The sequence below is a fragment of the Sphingomonas faeni genome (genome assembly GCF_040407505.1).
Taxonomy (GTDB): Bacteria; Pseudomonadota; Alphaproteobacteria; order Sphingomonadales; family Sphingomonadaceae; genus Sphingomonas; species Sphingomonas faeni_E.
On record NZ_JAPZPQ010000001.1, the window covers coordinates 271,190 to 284,852 of the forward strand.

At 64.9% G+C, this 13,663-nt stretch carries 12 protein-coding genes; 7 read left to right on the plus strand and 5 right to left on the minus strand.

From position 1 onward, the window contains the following. The first annotated feature begins 87 nt into the window (after positions 1-87). Both O6X71_RS01315 and O6X71_RS01320 read left to right on the plus strand, forming a co-directional pair. Positions 88-969, plus strand: a complete 882-nt coding sequence (locus O6X71_RS01315; RefSeq protein ID WP_353464120.1) for an aldo/keto reductase family oxidoreductase — start codon at positions 88-90, stop codon at positions 967-969. A 39-nt stretch (positions 970-1,008) separates the two neighbouring features. After that, positions 1,009-1,266, plus strand: a complete 258-nt coding sequence (locus O6X71_RS01320; RefSeq protein ID WP_353464121.1) for a hypothetical protein — start codon at positions 1,009-1,011, stop codon at positions 1,264-1,266. Positions 1,267-1,279: 13 nt separating this feature from the next. Here the strand turns inward: O6X71_RS01320 and O6X71_RS01325 are convergent, their stop codons facing one another. The 3 genes from O6X71_RS01325 to cysD are packed head-to-tail and all read right to left on the minus strand — an operon-like array spanning position 1,280 to position 4,868. Beyond that, on the minus strand, positions 1,280-2,029 hold the full coding sequence (locus O6X71_RS01325; RefSeq protein WP_353464122.1) for a 3'(2'),5'-bisphosphate nucleotidase CysQ: 750 nt from the start codon (positions 2,027-2,029) through the stop codon (positions 1,280-1,282). After that, positions 2,026-3,963 carry a sulfate adenylyltransferase subunit CysN gene (gene cysN / locus O6X71_RS01330; protein ID WP_353464123.1) on the minus strand — a complete coding sequence of 646 codons (1,938 nt, stop codon included), beginning with the start codon at positions 3,961-3,963 and terminating at the stop codon, positions 2,026-2,028. Before cysN ends, O6X71_RS01325 begins: the two co-directional genes overlap by 4 nt. Continuing rightward, positions 3,963-4,868, minus strand: coding sequence for a sulfate adenylyltransferase subunit CysD (gene cysD, locus O6X71_RS01335; RefSeq protein ID WP_353464124.1), 906 nt, complete (start codon positions 4,866-4,868; stop codon positions 3,963-3,965). Before cysD ends, cysN begins: the two co-directional genes overlap by 1 nt. 225 nt (positions 4,869-5,093) lie before the next feature. Between cysD and O6X71_RS01340 the strand changes: the two genes are divergently transcribed. The 3 genes from O6X71_RS01340 to O6X71_RS01350 all read left to right on the plus strand — a co-directional run bounded on the left by O6X71_RS01340 (position 5,094) and on the right by O6X71_RS01350 (position 8,591). Continuing rightward, positions 5,094-5,378, plus strand: coding sequence for a CsbD family protein (locus O6X71_RS01340; RefSeq protein ID WP_353464125.1), 285 nt, complete (start codon positions 5,094-5,096; stop codon positions 5,376-5,378). Between the two features lie 64 nt (positions 5,379-5,442). Continuing rightward, positions 5,443-5,715 carry a hypothetical protein gene (locus O6X71_RS01345; protein WP_353464126.1) on the plus strand — a complete coding sequence of 91 codons (273 nt, stop codon included), beginning with the start codon at positions 5,443-5,445 and terminating at the stop codon, positions 5,713-5,715. Positions 5,716-5,963: 248 nt separating this feature from the next. Then, positions 5,964-8,591 (plus strand): PAS domain-containing protein, encoded by a 2,628-nt coding sequence (locus O6X71_RS01350; RefSeq protein WP_353464127.1) that lies wholly within the window; start codon positions 5,964-5,966, stop codon positions 8,589-8,591. A 31-nt stretch (positions 8,592-8,622) separates the two neighbouring features. Here O6X71_RS01350 and O6X71_RS01355 read toward each other — a convergent pair whose 3' ends face one another. After that, positions 8,623-9,450, minus strand: a complete 828-nt coding sequence (locus O6X71_RS01355; protein WP_353464128.1) for a helix-turn-helix transcriptional regulator — start codon at positions 9,448-9,450, stop codon at positions 8,623-8,625. Between the two features lie 97 nt (positions 9,451-9,547). On the opposite strand from O6X71_RS01355, the gene O6X71_RS01360 reads away from it, so the two are divergent. Beyond that, on the plus strand, positions 9,548-10,453 hold the full coding sequence (locus O6X71_RS01360; RefSeq protein ID WP_353464129.1) for an SDR family oxidoreductase: 906 nt from the start codon (positions 9,548-9,550) through the stop codon (positions 10,451-10,453). A 119-nt stretch (positions 10,454-10,572) separates the two neighbouring features. Beyond that, positions 10,573-12,129 carry an amidase gene (locus O6X71_RS01365; RefSeq protein WP_353464130.1) on the plus strand — a complete coding sequence of 519 codons (1,557 nt, stop codon included), beginning with the start codon at positions 10,573-10,575 and terminating at the stop codon, positions 12,127-12,129. Positions 12,130-12,142: 13 nt separating this feature from the next. Here O6X71_RS01365 and O6X71_RS01370 read toward each other — a convergent pair whose 3' ends face one another. Continuing rightward, positions 12,143-13,417: an MFS transporter gene (locus O6X71_RS01370; RefSeq protein ID WP_353464131.1), complete on the minus strand. Its 1,275-nt coding sequence runs from the start codon at positions 13,415-13,417 to the stop codon at positions 12,143-12,145. Between the last annotated feature and the right edge of the window lie 246 nt (positions 13,418-13,663).

Below are 13,663 nucleotides of genomic sequence, written 5' to 3' on the forward strand. Positions count from 1 at the left end.
TCCCGTACAGCCCGTGCCGATACTGCCGCGTTATCGTAACAGCCAACCCGGTCCATATGAAAGTCCACACTTCGAAAGGACCGGATCATGACCACGCACGGCATCACCATCACCGCCCCGCTCGCAGGCCGCACCGTCAACCGTCTCGGCTACGGCGCCATGCAGCTTGCCGGCCCCGGCGTGTTCGGGCCTCCCAAGGATCACGACTCGGCGCTCGCGGTCCTGCGCGCGGCGGTCGCGGCCGGCGTGAACCATATCGACACGAGCGACTTCTACGGCCCCCACGTCACCAATCGCCTCATCCGCGAGGCGCTGCATCCGTATCCAGACGACCTCGTGATCGTCACCAAGATCGGCGCGCGGCGGGGACCTGATGGCTCATGGGATCCCGCTTTCTCGGCTGCGGACCTGACCAGCGCGGTCCACGACAATTTGCGCAACCTGGGGCTGGAGACGCTCGACGTCGTGAATCTGCGCGCGATGTTCGATGCGCATGGCCCTGCCGAGGGCTCGATCGCCGAGCCGCTCGCGACGCTCGTCGATCTCCAGCGGCAGGGTCTGGTCCGCCATATCGGGCTCAGCAACGTCACGTCGACGCAGGTCGCGGAGGGGCGGTCGATGGCGACGATCGCCTGCGTGCAGAACCAATACAACCTCGCGCACCGCGACGACGACGCGCTGATCGACGAGCTGGCCGAGGCGGGGATCGCGTATGTGCCATTCTTCCCGCTCGGTGGGTTCTCGCCGTTGCAATCGTCCGCATTGTCGGACGTCGCACGCGATCTGGACGCGACGCCGATGCAGATCGCACTCGCGTGGCTGTTGCAGCGTTCGCCCAATATCCTGCTGATCCCCGGCACGTCGTCGATCGGTCATCTGCGCGAGAACCTTGCCGCAGGTGACATCGTGCTGCCAGCCGACGCGATCGCGACACTCGATCGGATCGGCACGGACGCTGCGCTCGACTAAGCATTTCCGTCCGGGCGGCGGGCGGCTAACGGCAGCGTCATGGCCAAGAAACGCTACCTCACCGCGACGCTGCCCGACGGTTATGTGAAGACGATCGGCCCGACCGCGACACCGTTCACGCATTACTGGCGGATCGTCGCGGTGCTGGCCAACGGCAAGACCGAGATATTCTGGGGCCATACCAAATCGCTCGGCGAAGCGAAGAAGAAGCGCAACGCACTTGCCGAGGCCGCGGCGCAACGCGGCTGGCAGCGCTACGACTTCGAATTCGTCGAGCTGGTGGCCTCCGACGGTTGATACCGTCCGCCGTTCAGGCGGGCGGTAAAGCCTTCACCAGCTCGAGTACCTGCGTCGCCAATTCCATCCGACAGATCAGCAGGTCGGGCAGATACGGATCGGCGCAATTATAGACGAGCGGCGATCCGTCGACGCGGCTGACGTGCAGCCCGGCCGCCTGCGCGACCGCGATCGGTGCGCAATTGTCCCACTCATATTGCCCGCCGGTGTGGAGGTAGATGTCGGCCTGGCCGCGCACCACCGCCATCGCCTTCGCCCCCGCCGAGCCCATCGGCACGAGCGTCGCCCCCAACGTCTCGGCGACCGCCACCGCCTCGCGCGCGGGCCGGCTGCGGCTGACCAGCATGCGGAGCGGATCGCCCGCGGGTTCCAGCGGCTTCGGCGAACCCGAGGTCAGCGTCATCCCGAGCCCGGGCAGCGCCACCGCGCCCACGACGGCGACGCCGTCGATCGCGAGCGCGACGTGCACCGCCCAGTCGGTCCGCCCCTCGCCATATTCGCGCGTGCCGTCGAGCGGATCGACGATCCACGCGCGGCGCACCGAACAGCGATCGCCGGTATCCTTCTCTTCCTCGGACAGGATCGCATCGTCGGGCCGCGCCGCGCGCAGCATCCGCATGAGGAACCTGTTGGCCTGCTCGTCGCCCGCCTTGCCGAGGTCCTTGCCGGTCAGCCCGCTGCTTTTCTGCAACGCGAGCAATATCTCGCCCGCCTCGGTGGCAAGGCGCTCGGCGAGACGGACGTCGCTTTCTATGACGGTCACTTGAGCGGCATGATCTGGCGGACGATGAACGCGGCGGCTTCGGCCGGCGTCATCTCGACCGTGTTGACGCGGATCTCCGCGTTGAGCGGCGCCTCGTAAGGGCTGTCGATCCCGGTAAAGTTCTTCAAATCGCCCGCCCGTGCTTTCTTGTAGAGGCCCTTCACGTCGCGACCTTCCGCCACATCGAGCGGCGTGTCGACGAAGATCTCGATGAACTCGCCCGCCGGCAGCATCGCGCGCACCATATCCCGCTCGGCACGGAACGGCGAGATGAACGCGGTGAGCACGATCAGCCCGGCGTCCGCCATCAGCTTGGCGACCTCGCCGACGCGCCGAATATTCTCGATCCGGTCGGCCTCGGTGAAGCCCAGATCCTTGTTCAGCCCGTGGCGGATGTTGTCGCCGTCGAGCAGAAAGGTGTGCCGGTTCATCAGGTTGAGCTGTTTCTCGACCTCGTTGGCGATCGTCGACTTGCCCGCGCCCGACAGCCCGGTGAACCACAGCACCGCCTGTTTCTGGTTCTTGAGGCCGGCATGCGCCTCGCGGCCGATATCGGTCGCCTGCCAGTGGACGTTCTGCGAGCGGCGCAGGCTGAAATGGACCATCCCCGCCGCGACGGTCGCATTGGTGATCTTGTCGATCAGGATGAACCCGCCAAGCACCTTGTTAGGTGCAGCCCCCTCTTGTGCGTAGGCCTCGAACACGATCGCCCGGTCCGTCGTAATCTCCGCGACGCCGATCGCGTTCAGCTCGAGCGTCTTGGTCGCGAGCCGCTCCATCGTGTTGACGTTGACCTGATATTTCGGCTCGCGAACGGTGGCGGACACCATCTGCGTGCCGAGCTTGAGCCAATAGGAGCGGCCGACGATCAGCGGCTCGTCGTCCATCCAGACGATCGTCGTCTCGAACTGATCGGCGGTGTCGGGCGGTGCGTCCGATGCGGCGATGACGTTGCCGCGCGAGCAGTCGATCTCGTCGGCGAACGACAACGTGACCGACTGCCCCGCGACCGCCTCGTTGAGATCGCCATCGAGCGTCGTGATCCGGCTGATCGTAGAGGTCTTGCCGCCGGGAAGCACACGGATCGCGTCGCCGGGCTTGACCGTGCCCGCTGCGATCTGGCCGGAGAAACCGCGGAAATCGAGGTTGGGGCGGTTGACCCACTGCACGCTCATCCGGAACGGCTTGGCCTGGTCGTCGTCGACATCGACATCGACGGCTTCGAGATGCTCCATCAGCGTCGGGCCGGAATACCAGGGCATGGTTTCGGACCTGAGGGAGATGTTGTCGCCCTTGAAGCCCGAGATAGGCATCGGCGTGAACGTCGAGATGCCGATGCTCTGCGCGAACGCCGCATAGTCCGCGACGATCTCGTCGTAGGGCGCCTGGTCGTAGCCGATCAGGTCCATCTTGTTGACGGCGAGCACGAGGTTCCGGATGCCGATCAGGTGCGCCAGATAGCTGTGGCGCTTGGTCTGCGTCAGCACGCCCTTGCGCGCATCGACCAGGATCACGGCGAGGTCGGCGGTCGATGCGCCCGTCACCATGTTGCGCGTATATTGCTCGTGGCCGGGGGTGTCGGCGACGATGAACTTGCGTTTTTCGGTCGAGAAGAAGCGATAGGCGACGTCGATCGTGATCCCCTGTTCGCGCTCGGCGGCGAGCCCGTCGACCAATAGCGCGAAGTCGATCTCGCCACCTTGCGTGCCCACGCGCTTGCTGTCCGCCTCGAGCGCCGCGAGTTGATCCTCGAAGATCATCTTCGAATCGTACAGCAGCCGGCCGATCAGCGTCGACTTGCCGTCGTCGACCGAACCGCAGGTGATGAAGCGCAGCATCGTCTTGTTGCGGTGCTGATCGAGATACGCGTCGATATCCTCGGCGATCAACGCGTCGGTCTGGTAGGCCGATTCCTGGATTGCGATGTCGCTCATCAGAAATACCCCTCCTGCTTCTTCTTCTCCATGCCAGCGCCGCCGGCATCCTTGTCGATCGCGCGACCCTGGCGCTCGCTGGTGGTGGTCAGCAGCGTTTCCTGGATGATCTCGGACAGCGTCGACGCCGTGCTCTCGACCGCGCCGGTCAGCGGGTAGCAACCAAGCGTGCGGAAGCGGATCGATCGATCGACCGGGACTTCGCCGGGTTCGAGGCGGAAGCGGTCGTCGTCGACCATCAGCAGCATGCCCTCGCGCTCGACCGTGGGGCGCACGCCCGCGTAGTAGAGCGGGACAATCGGCACGTTGTTGAGCTGGATATATTGCCAAACGTCGAGTTCGGTCCAGTTCGAGATCGGGAACACGCGGATGCTCTCGCCCTTCGATTTTCGCGCATTGTAGAGGTTCCACAATTCGGGGCGCTGGTTCTTCGGGTCCCAGCCATGCGTCGCGGTGCGGAACGAGATGATGCGTTCCTTCGCACGCGATTTCTCCTCGTCGCGCCGCGCGCCACCGAATGCCGCGTCGAACCCATGCAGGTTGAGCGCCTGCTTCAAGCCCTCGGTCTTCCACATGTCGGTGTGGAGCGCGCCGTGATCGAACGGATTGATCCCACGTTCGGCGGCTTCGGGGTTCTGGTAGACGAGCAGTTCCATCCCGCTCTCGGCCGCCATCCGGTCGCGTAACTTGTACATCTCCTGGAATTTCCAGGTCGTGTCGACGTGCAGCAGCGGGAAGGGCGGGGGCGACGGATAGAACGCCTTGCGCGCGAGGTGCAGCATCACGGCCGAATCCTTGCCGACAGAATACAGCATCACCGGCTTGTCGGCCTCGGCGACGACTTCGCGCAGGATGTGGATCGCCTCCGCCTCGAGCCGTTCCAGATGGGTGAGTGTCTTCGCCATGATGTGTCTCCGCGGCGCCGTTTGCCCGGCGCAGGGCGGTGTCGGCAATCAATGCATTCTTCGGTCGGGGAACGCTTCGCTATCTCATGCCCGGCGACGGCGGTCCGGGTCCAGACGATGTCGTCTGTGACCACGAGGTTTTCGACACGCCTTCCAGCACGCGGGATACTTCTCTCCCTCTCGTCGTTTGAAGCCGCATCTTCAACCAATCGAAAGAGACCAGCCATGAACACCGATACCCTCAGCGGCGCGGCAACCGACACCAGCGGCAAGATCAAGGAAACCCTCGGCGGTGCACTCGGCGACAAGTCGCTGCAGAGCGAAGGTGCCGCGGATCAGCTGACCGGGACGGTGCAGAAGACGGTTGGCCAGGCCAAGGATGCGGTCGAAGAGAACATCCGGCCGCTGGTCGACTATGTCCGCCAGTTCTCCAAGGAGCGTCCGTTCACCGCGGCAGCGGTTGCAGGCGTCCTCGGGATCGCGCTGATCAACACCCTGCGCGGCAAGTAAGCAGGCGCGTGGCGGCGGGGTTGCAGTCCACCCCGCCGCCACCCCTACGCCATCGGAGCCGGGCATGACGAGTTATACCGATTACGACGTCGATGCTGCACGCGACCCGATAGCGCGACACCGCGGCCACAGGTCCGAAGACGATTGGGACGCTATCTGGAGTAACGCCGATCGCAACCGCGATCCACGCCGAGGGGTGAAACCGGCCCTCGCGCTGATCGCTGCCGGCGTCGCTTTTATACTTGTACGCGCAGGATGGCGCCGGATGGAATCGACGCCGATGCGCGTCGTACCCTCCGCAGTCGATATTCACGTCCGCTTGCCACCGCCTCGCTGACGGCATCCGGTCCGGTCAGAAAAGCTTGGCACCGCAAAGAGGGCCTAGCTGGCATTTTACCCTTCGATAATTGCGATCTTGCGATGCCGTGTCGAGCCGAGCCGAGCCGAAGTTATCGAGCTATGGCGCGCGCATCGACCAACGTCGTCTACCGTATTGATTTGCCGTAGGTTGTACCCGAAAACATTGCGGGCACTCGGGCAGGGGCCTAAATATGTCCCACAGCGATCATCGACGAATGGACGGCCTTGACTGATATCACCGACCGCGCCGTCGAAAGCGCCCCCAAAATGACCGCGGATGCCGAGCGTATCGCAGCGGAACTGATCGCGCAGGACGTCGGCACCGATCCGTTCGTCGCGGCCGTGCGGGCGACGCGGATGCCGATGATCATTACCAATCCCCGGCTGCCCGACAATCCCGTCGTGTTCACCAACGACGCGTTCTGCCGGTTGAGCGGCTATAGCCGGGCGGAGATCCTCGGTCGCAATTGTCGGTTTCTACAGGGGCCGGAAACCGATCCCACGACTGTCGTCAAGATTCGCGAGGCGGTGCGGCAGGTCCGGCCGATCGAGATCGACATCCAGAACCATCGCAAGGACGGTGAACTGTTCTGGAACCGCCTGTTGTTGGCGCCCGTGTACGATACTGAAGGCGTGCTCGCCTATTTCTTCGCGAGCCAGGTCGACGTGACGATCGAGCGGGAACGGCTGAAGGGGCTAGAGTCGAGCAACGCCGCGCTTCTCGCCGAACTGACCGACCGGTTGCGAATGCAGCAGGAGCAGGAGCGCGAACTGGCTTTCACGTTGAAGGCGGCACGCTTCGGCACCTGGAGCCTGGAGATCGCCAGCAAGCAGTTGACCGCATCCGAGACGTGCAAGGAAATCTTCGGTCGGCCGAGCCACGAACCTTTCTCCTACGAGGATCGGCTCGATGCGATCCACCCCGATGATAGGGCTAAAAGCGTCGCCGAAGTCCGTCGCTGCGTCACGGAAGGGACCGACTACGACGTGGTCTACCGCATCCATCGACGCGATGGCGAGTTGCGGTGGATCGCCTCGCGCGGCCAACCCTTCTTCAACACCGAGGGCGAGGCGTTGCGGATCGCTGGCGTCTCGACCGACATCACCGATCAGCGCCGTGGCGAGATCATGCGCGCCGCACTCGTCGAACTGGGCGACGTGTTTCGCGACACCGAGCAGCCGGATGATATCTCCTTCGCGGCTGCCAAGATCATCGGTCGGACTATCGATGTCAGCCGCGTCGGGTACGGAGAGATCGACCTCGATGCGGAAACCGTGACGATCCTCCGCGATTGGAGCGCGCCCAATGTCGAGCCGTTGATCGGTAGGTTCGCGTTGCGCGATTATGGCTCTTACGTCGACGATCTGAAACGCGGCGAGGAAGTCTGTATCGAGGACTCGCGGACCGATCCGCGGACGCGAAGTTCGTACGCCGCGCTGGAGACGCTTGGAGCGCGCGCGCTCATCAATATGCCGATCATGGAGAACGGCGAGTTGGTGGCGATGCTGTATCTGGGCAACGCATGCGAAAGACGCTGGCGACCCGACGAAGTCGGGTTCGTTCGCGAAGTGGCCGAGCGCACCCGGATCGCAACCGAGCGGCGGCGCACGGAGCAGGAGCTTGCAGCTCTGGCCGCGTCGCTCGAACAGCAGGTCGCGGCGCGCACCGGCGAGCTCCAGCATGCCGAGGACGCGCTGCGCCAGTCGCAGAAAATGGAGGCGGTCGGCCAGCTCACCGGTGGCGTCGCGCATGATTTCAACAATTTGCTGACGGTCATCCGCTCGGCGACCGACCTGCTGAAGCGTCCGGACCTCAGCGCGGAACGGCGCGAACGCTATATCGACGCCATCTCCGACACCGCCGATCGTGCCGCGAAACTCACGGGGCAGCTGCTCGCCTTCGCGCGGCGACAGGCGCTCCAGCCCGAGGTGATCGACGTCGGGCATAGCCTGCGCGTCATCGCCGATATGCTGGGCACGCTGACGGGCTCGCGGATCGTCATCGACATCGACGTGCCCGAGACGCCGCTGTTCACCAACGTCGATCCGAGCCAGCTCGATACCGCGCTCGTGAACATGGCGGTCAATGCGCGTGACGCAATGGACGGCGCAGGTCATATCCTGATCGCGGTACGGCCTGCATCGTTTATCCCCGCCGTTCGCTCGCATCCGGCCGTGCCGGGACGCTATGTCGCGATCTCGATGACCGACAGCGGTACCGGCATCGAACCCGAGAAATTGGAGCGGATCTTCGAGCCGTTCTTCACGACCAAGGGCGTCGGGCAGGGCACCGGCCTCGGGCTCAGCCAGGTGTTCGGGTTCGCCAAGCAATCCGAGGGCGACATCGTCGTCGAAAGCCCGCCCGGCGAGGGCGCGACCTTTACCCTGTACCTGCCACAGGTCGACGAGAGCGACCGTCCCGTCGAGGACGACACCGTCCAGACGCTGGCCGACGGTCATGGAACCTGCGTACTGGTCGTCGAGGACAACAGGGAAGTCGGGACGTTCACCACGCAGTCGCTGGCCGAACTCGGCTATGTGACGGTGTGGGCGGCCAATGCGCAGGAGGCTCTGGCGGAGCTGGGCAAGGATGCCTCGCGCTTCGATATCGTGTTCTCGGATGTGGTGATGCCGGGGATGAACGGCATCGAACTCGGCAAGGCGATCCGCGCCGACCATCCAAGCCTGCCGGTCGTGCTGACGTCGGGGTACAGCAATATCCTCGCGCAGGACGGCACGCACGGGTTCGAACTGCTCCACAAGCCGTATTCGGTCGAGCAATTGTCGCGCGTACTGCGCAAGGCGGCGGGCTGGGGAAGCGCCGACAGGAGTTCGGACGGCTCTGCGGAATAAAGGAGCGGCCGCCGATCCGCGCGTGAAAGGCTCATACGGTCGGCGCCATCAACGACCGGATACGCTGCGCCGTTTCCGGAGTGGCGGGATTGTAGACGATCATCCCGAGTTCCGGCCGACCGTCGACCGCAAACGCCGAGAATTCGAGCTCGAGCAGGCCGTGTACCGGGTGGTGAAGCCGCTTCAGGCCGTCCGCGTGCCGGGCGACGTTGTTGTCGCGCCACAACGCATCGAACTCGGGACTGAGCCGCGATAGTTCCTCGACCAGTTGGCTGATCTCCGCGCCCGCGCCTGCACGCGCGGCATCTGCGCGAAACGCACCTACGACGTAACGGGCAACGTTGAGCCAGTCCTCCTGCGCCGCCTTGATGCTCGCATTGGTGAACATCAGGCGCAGGATGTTGCGCTGGTCGCGGGGTAGCGTCGCGTAGTCGGTGAGCAGGGTCGCCGCCGCCGCGTTCCACGCGACCACGTCCCAGGTCGGCGTCTTTACGATCGCCGGACTGAATTCGAGCGCATCCAGTACGCGCTGAAGCCGCGGCGTGACTTCGTCGGAGGCGCGATAGGTCGCTTCGGGCGGGTGGCCGAGACCGAGGACGAACAGGTGCTCGCGCTCCGGCTCGGTCAGCATCAGGCCGCCGGCGATGCGGTTGAGGACGTCGGCCGACGGCGCGCCGCCGCGGCCCTGTTCGAGCCAGGTGTACCAGGTCGCCGAGATGTTCGCGCGCTGGGCGACTTCCTCGCGGCGCAGGCCGGGCGTCCGGCGCCGTCCACCGCTGAACCCGAACGCCGCGGCGTCCATACGTGCCCGGCGATCGCGCAGGAACGTGGCGAGCGCATTGTCAGTCTCGATAGACATCGCCATCCTGTTGAAGATTATACCATGATAAGGTCACTACTTTTACAGGTGTCGAAATACGCCCAAGTCTTGCTCCGGACAATATCGGAGAGTTTGGATGCGTGTATTTTTGACGGGTGCGACGGGCTTTATCGGGTCGCGTATCGTGCCGGAACTGCTGAGTGCCGGGCATGAGGTTCTGGGTCTTACGCGATCCGACGTAGGTGCTCGTTCGCTTGAGGAAGCTGGCGCCGAGGTGCACCGCGGCGATCTCGTCGATCTCGACAGCCTGCGTAGCGGGGCGGAGCAGGCCGATGCGGTGATCCACACCGCGTTCGACCATGAGTTCACCAACTTCGTAGCGAACTGCGAAAAGGATCGCCGCGTGATCGGCGCGATGGGGGAGGTGCTCAAGGGGAGCGATCGTCCCTTGATCATCACGTCGGGTACTGGGATCGGCGATACCGGCCCGGGCAAACCTGCGCTCGAGTCCGCGTTCAACTCCGATTATCACAATCCGCGGATCGCGTCGGAAAAGGCGGGGCAGGTGCTTCTGGAGGCAGGCCTCGACGTCCGTGTCATGCGGCTCCCGCAGGTTCACGATACCGTCAAGCAGGGGCTGATCACACCTTATGTCGATATCGCGCGCGAGAAGGGCGTGGTCGCCTATGTCGGTGACGGCGCCAATCGCTGGCCCGCTGCACACGTGCTGGACGTAGCGAAACTCTACGCACTCGTGCTCGACAAGGGCGAGAAGGGCGCACGGTACAATGCCGTGGCGGAGGAAGGCGTCAGCGCGCGGGCGATCGCCGAGGTCGTGGCGGCCGGGCTGGGCCTGCCGACGCTATCGCTGACGCAGGAGCAGGCGAACGATCATTTCGGCTGGTTCGGGATGTTCGCCTCGCTCGACATGCTCGCCTCCAGCGACTGGACGCGCGCGCAACTCGACTGGAACCCGACCGGTCCGGGGCTGATCGCTGATCTAGAAGCGATGGACTATGCGCCGGGCCTAGTCGCCGCCTGACCGGGCATCCCGCTGGCGGCAATTTATAGTTTGCCGTCAGCGGTATACACGTCGAGCAGATGCCGCTTGCATCGGTGCGCGGCTCGGGATCATCCTGCGACATTGTCTACGGGGGTCTCATGCGTCGTCTCATCACTGCGGTACTGCTCGCCTGCGTCGCCACGCCCGTTCTGGCCAGGACGGTGGTCGTCGAGGAGGTGTCGCTCGATCGGTTGAGGACGCTGATGAACGACGGCGGCGCGAGCAGCGTCGACATCACCCAGGCCTATCTCGCGCGGATCGCAGCGATGGATCGCAAGGGACCGGCGTTGCACAGCGTCATCGCGGTCAATCCCGAGGCGATCGCGCAGGCCAGGGCGCTCGATGCCGAGCGCAAGGCGGGGCATGTGCGCGGTCCGCTGCACGGCATCCCGATCCTCATAAAGGACAATATCGAGACCGCGGATCCGCTGCCGACGACGGCCGGCAGCCTCGCATTGCGCGACAACATGACGCGCCGGGACGCGCCCATGGTCGCCTATCTGCGGCGCGCGGGTGCGGTCATCCTCGGCAAGACCAACTTGTCGGAATGGGCGAATATCCGCTCGACTCACTCGATGAGCGGCTGGAGCGCGGTCGGCGGGCTGGTGCGCAATCCTTACGCGCTGGATCGGACCGCGTGCGGCTCCTCATCGGGATCAGGCGCCGCGGTCGCCGCGAGTTTCGCCGCGGCGGCTGTCGGCACCGAGACCGACGGTTCGGTCGTGTGCCCGTCGTCGTTGAACGGTCTGGTCGGTTTCAAGCCGTCGATCGGGTTGGTCAGTCGTACCCACGTCGTGCCGATCAGCCATAGCCAGGATACGCCGGGGCCGATGGCGCGCAGCGTGACCGACGTCGCGATCCTGTTGTCGGGCATGGTCGGTGCGGACCCGGCTGACCGCGTGACGGCGGCCGCGGTGACCAGGGATTATGCCGCGGGGCTCTCGCTCAGCGCGTTGTCCGGCATGCGGGTCGGCGTCGTCCGGCCCGACGGCATGTCCGCGGATCTCGTCGTCCGCTACAATGCGGCGCTGAATGTGCTGCGGGCGGCGGGCGCCGTGCTGGTCGAAGTGAAGACGCCGAAACTCGACGGACTGGGCGAGGCCGAACTGATGGTTCTGAAAACCGAACTCAAGGCCGACCTGAACACCTATCTCGCGACCACGCCAGCGGCAGTACAGACGAAGACGCTGGGCGCGGTCATCGCCTTCAACCGCGCGAACGCCGCGACCGAGATGCCGTTCTTCGCGCAGGAATTGTTCGAGGATGCGGACAAGACCAAGGGGCTCGACGATCCCGCCTACAAGGCCGCGCGCGCGACCTCGCTGCGGCTGGCAGGCGCGCAAGGGATCGACGCGATGCTGCGCGCGGCGGGTGCGCAGATCTTGGTCGAGCCGACCTATGACGCGGCATGGCTGAGCGACCCGGTCTACGGCGACACCTATGCCGGACCCTCCGCCGCGACATTGCCAGCGGTCGCCGGTTATCCGCATCTGACCGTGCCGATGGGTCTCGTACGCGGATTGCCTGTCGGTCTGTCGTTCATCGCCACCAAGGACGCCGACCAGACCGTGCTACGCGCCGGCTATGCCTATGAACAGCGCGCCAAGGCCCGGTCGGCGCCGCGGTATTTACCGAGCATCGCCGTCGAACGGTGAGCCGAGGGGGGGCTTACCCCTCCTTCTGCTTCGTCTCGGGCATCGCGAAGAAATACAGCATGAAACCGGCGCCCGCGACGACGGCCAGGGTCAGGAAACTCACGCTGTAGCCAGCCCACACGATGATCGCACCGGCCAGCGTCGCGGACAAGGCCGCACCCAAACCCTGCGCGCTCGCCACTGCGCCCTGGCTGACGTTGAAGCGCCCTGTCCCCTTGGTCAGGTCGGCGATCACGACCGGGAACAGCGCGCCGAAGATACCCGCGCCGATGCCGTCCAGCGCCTGCACGCCGACCAGCCACCACGGATTGTCCGACACGGTATACAGTGCACCGCGCGCTGCGAGGAACCCGAAGGCGACGAGGAACAACGGCTTGGTGCCCCATTTCTCGGTGTTGCGGCCGACCACGATCGCGACCGGTACCATCACAAGCTGCGCCGCAACGATGCACGCGGCGGTCAGCGACGTCGCCTGGTCCTTGCCGACGGTCCGCGCGAGCAACTGGCTGACCGACGTCAGCATCGCCGCGTTGGCGAGGTGGAACAGGAACGCCGTCCCCGCGAAGATCATCAGCGGCTTGTTCTCGACCAGCGCCTTCCACCCGCTCGGCTGCTCGCAATCGTCTTCCGGCTCGCAATCGAGACCGCGTGCGACCGCGTTGTCGATGTCGTCGTTCTTGATCCGCGACGCGGTCACGATGCTGGCCACCGTCAACGCGCCCATCAGGTAGAAGACGACGACCGGTCCGAACTTCCACGCGAGCACGCCCGCGAGCGCCGCCGACACGGCGTTGCCCGCGTGATTGAACGCCTCGTTGCGACCGACGCGCTTGGCGAACAGTTTCGGGCCGACCAGCCCCAGCGTGATGGCGGAGATCGCCGGCGCGAACACCGCGCCCGCAACCGCCGCGATCGACTGGGTGACCGCAACCGCGGTAAAGCCACTGACGATTGGCAGCGATACGCTGCTGAGCGTCACGAGCAACGCGGCGATCATCACGATCCGCGGCTTGTTCCTGCTGCGATCGATCAACCCGCCCGCGGGCGTCTGCGAGATCAGGCCGACGATCCCGGCGATCGTCAGGATCATGCCCACCGTCGCCTCGTTCCAGCCATGCGCAGGCCCACGTACCGCGACGAGATAGATTGCCAGATAAGGCCCGAGCCCGTCGCGAACGTCGGCAAGGAAGAAGTTCAGCGCGTCGAGCGTCTTCTTGGGCGCGGACGTGGCGTCCGACCCGCCCTTGGCCTTGCCGTTGTTGGCGGATGCCGTGTCCGTCGTGGCCATGAGAATTCCCTGAAATATCGGTGTGGTCGAGCCGGGTGCCGCTCGAGAAACCCGCGAGACGTCGGATCGCTAAAGCTGCGGCGCCGGGCAAAGTTTCCACGCCGCCGAAATATTATTCGGCTTGATTTTCTCCAGTGATGTCAAAAGCTAAACCGAAACTGAACGGGTCCGTTAAGTCTCAAATCATGAAGCTATTGTCACGGAACGATGAACGCGCAGCGTCGCTATGGGCAGCATCGGCGGATC

Bases quoted from the DNA above. Each gene is read 5' to 3' on its own strand.
- O6X71_RS01315 (WP_353464120.1), top strand. From the start codon at position 88: ATGACCACGCACGGCATCACCATCACCGCCCCGCTCGCAGGCCGCACC.
- O6X71_RS01320 (WP_353464121.1), top strand. From the start codon at position 1,009: ATGGCCAAGAAACGCTACCTCACCGCGACGCTGCCCGACGGTTATGTG.
- cysN (WP_353464123.1), bottom strand. From the start codon at position 3,963: ATGAGCGACATCGCAATCCAGGAATCGGCCTACCAGACCGACGCGTTG.
- cysD (WP_353464124.1), bottom strand. From the start codon at position 4,868: ATGGCGAAGACACTCACCCATCTGGAACGGCTCGAGGCGGAGGCGATC.
- O6X71_RS01340 (WP_353464125.1), top strand. From the start codon at position 5,094: ATGAACACCGATACCCTCAGCGGCGCGGCAACCGACACCAGCGGCAAG.
- O6X71_RS01345 (WP_353464126.1), top strand. From the start codon at position 5,443: ATGACGAGTTATACCGATTACGACGTCGATGCTGCACGCGACCCGATA.
- O6X71_RS01355 (WP_353464128.1), bottom strand. From the start codon at position 9,450: ATGTCTATCGAGACTGACAATGCGCTCGCCACGTTCCTGCGCGATCGC.
- O6X71_RS01360 (WP_353464129.1), top strand. From the start codon at position 9,548: ATGCGTGTATTTTTGACGGGTGCGACGGGCTTTATCGGGTCGCGTATC.
- O6X71_RS01365 (WP_353464130.1), top strand. From the start codon at position 10,573: ATGCGTCGTCTCATCACTGCGGTACTGCTCGCCTGCGTCGCCACGCCC.
- O6X71_RS01370 (WP_353464131.1), bottom strand. From the start codon at position 13,417: ATGGCCACGACGGACACGGCATCCGCCAACAACGGCAAGGCCAAGGGC.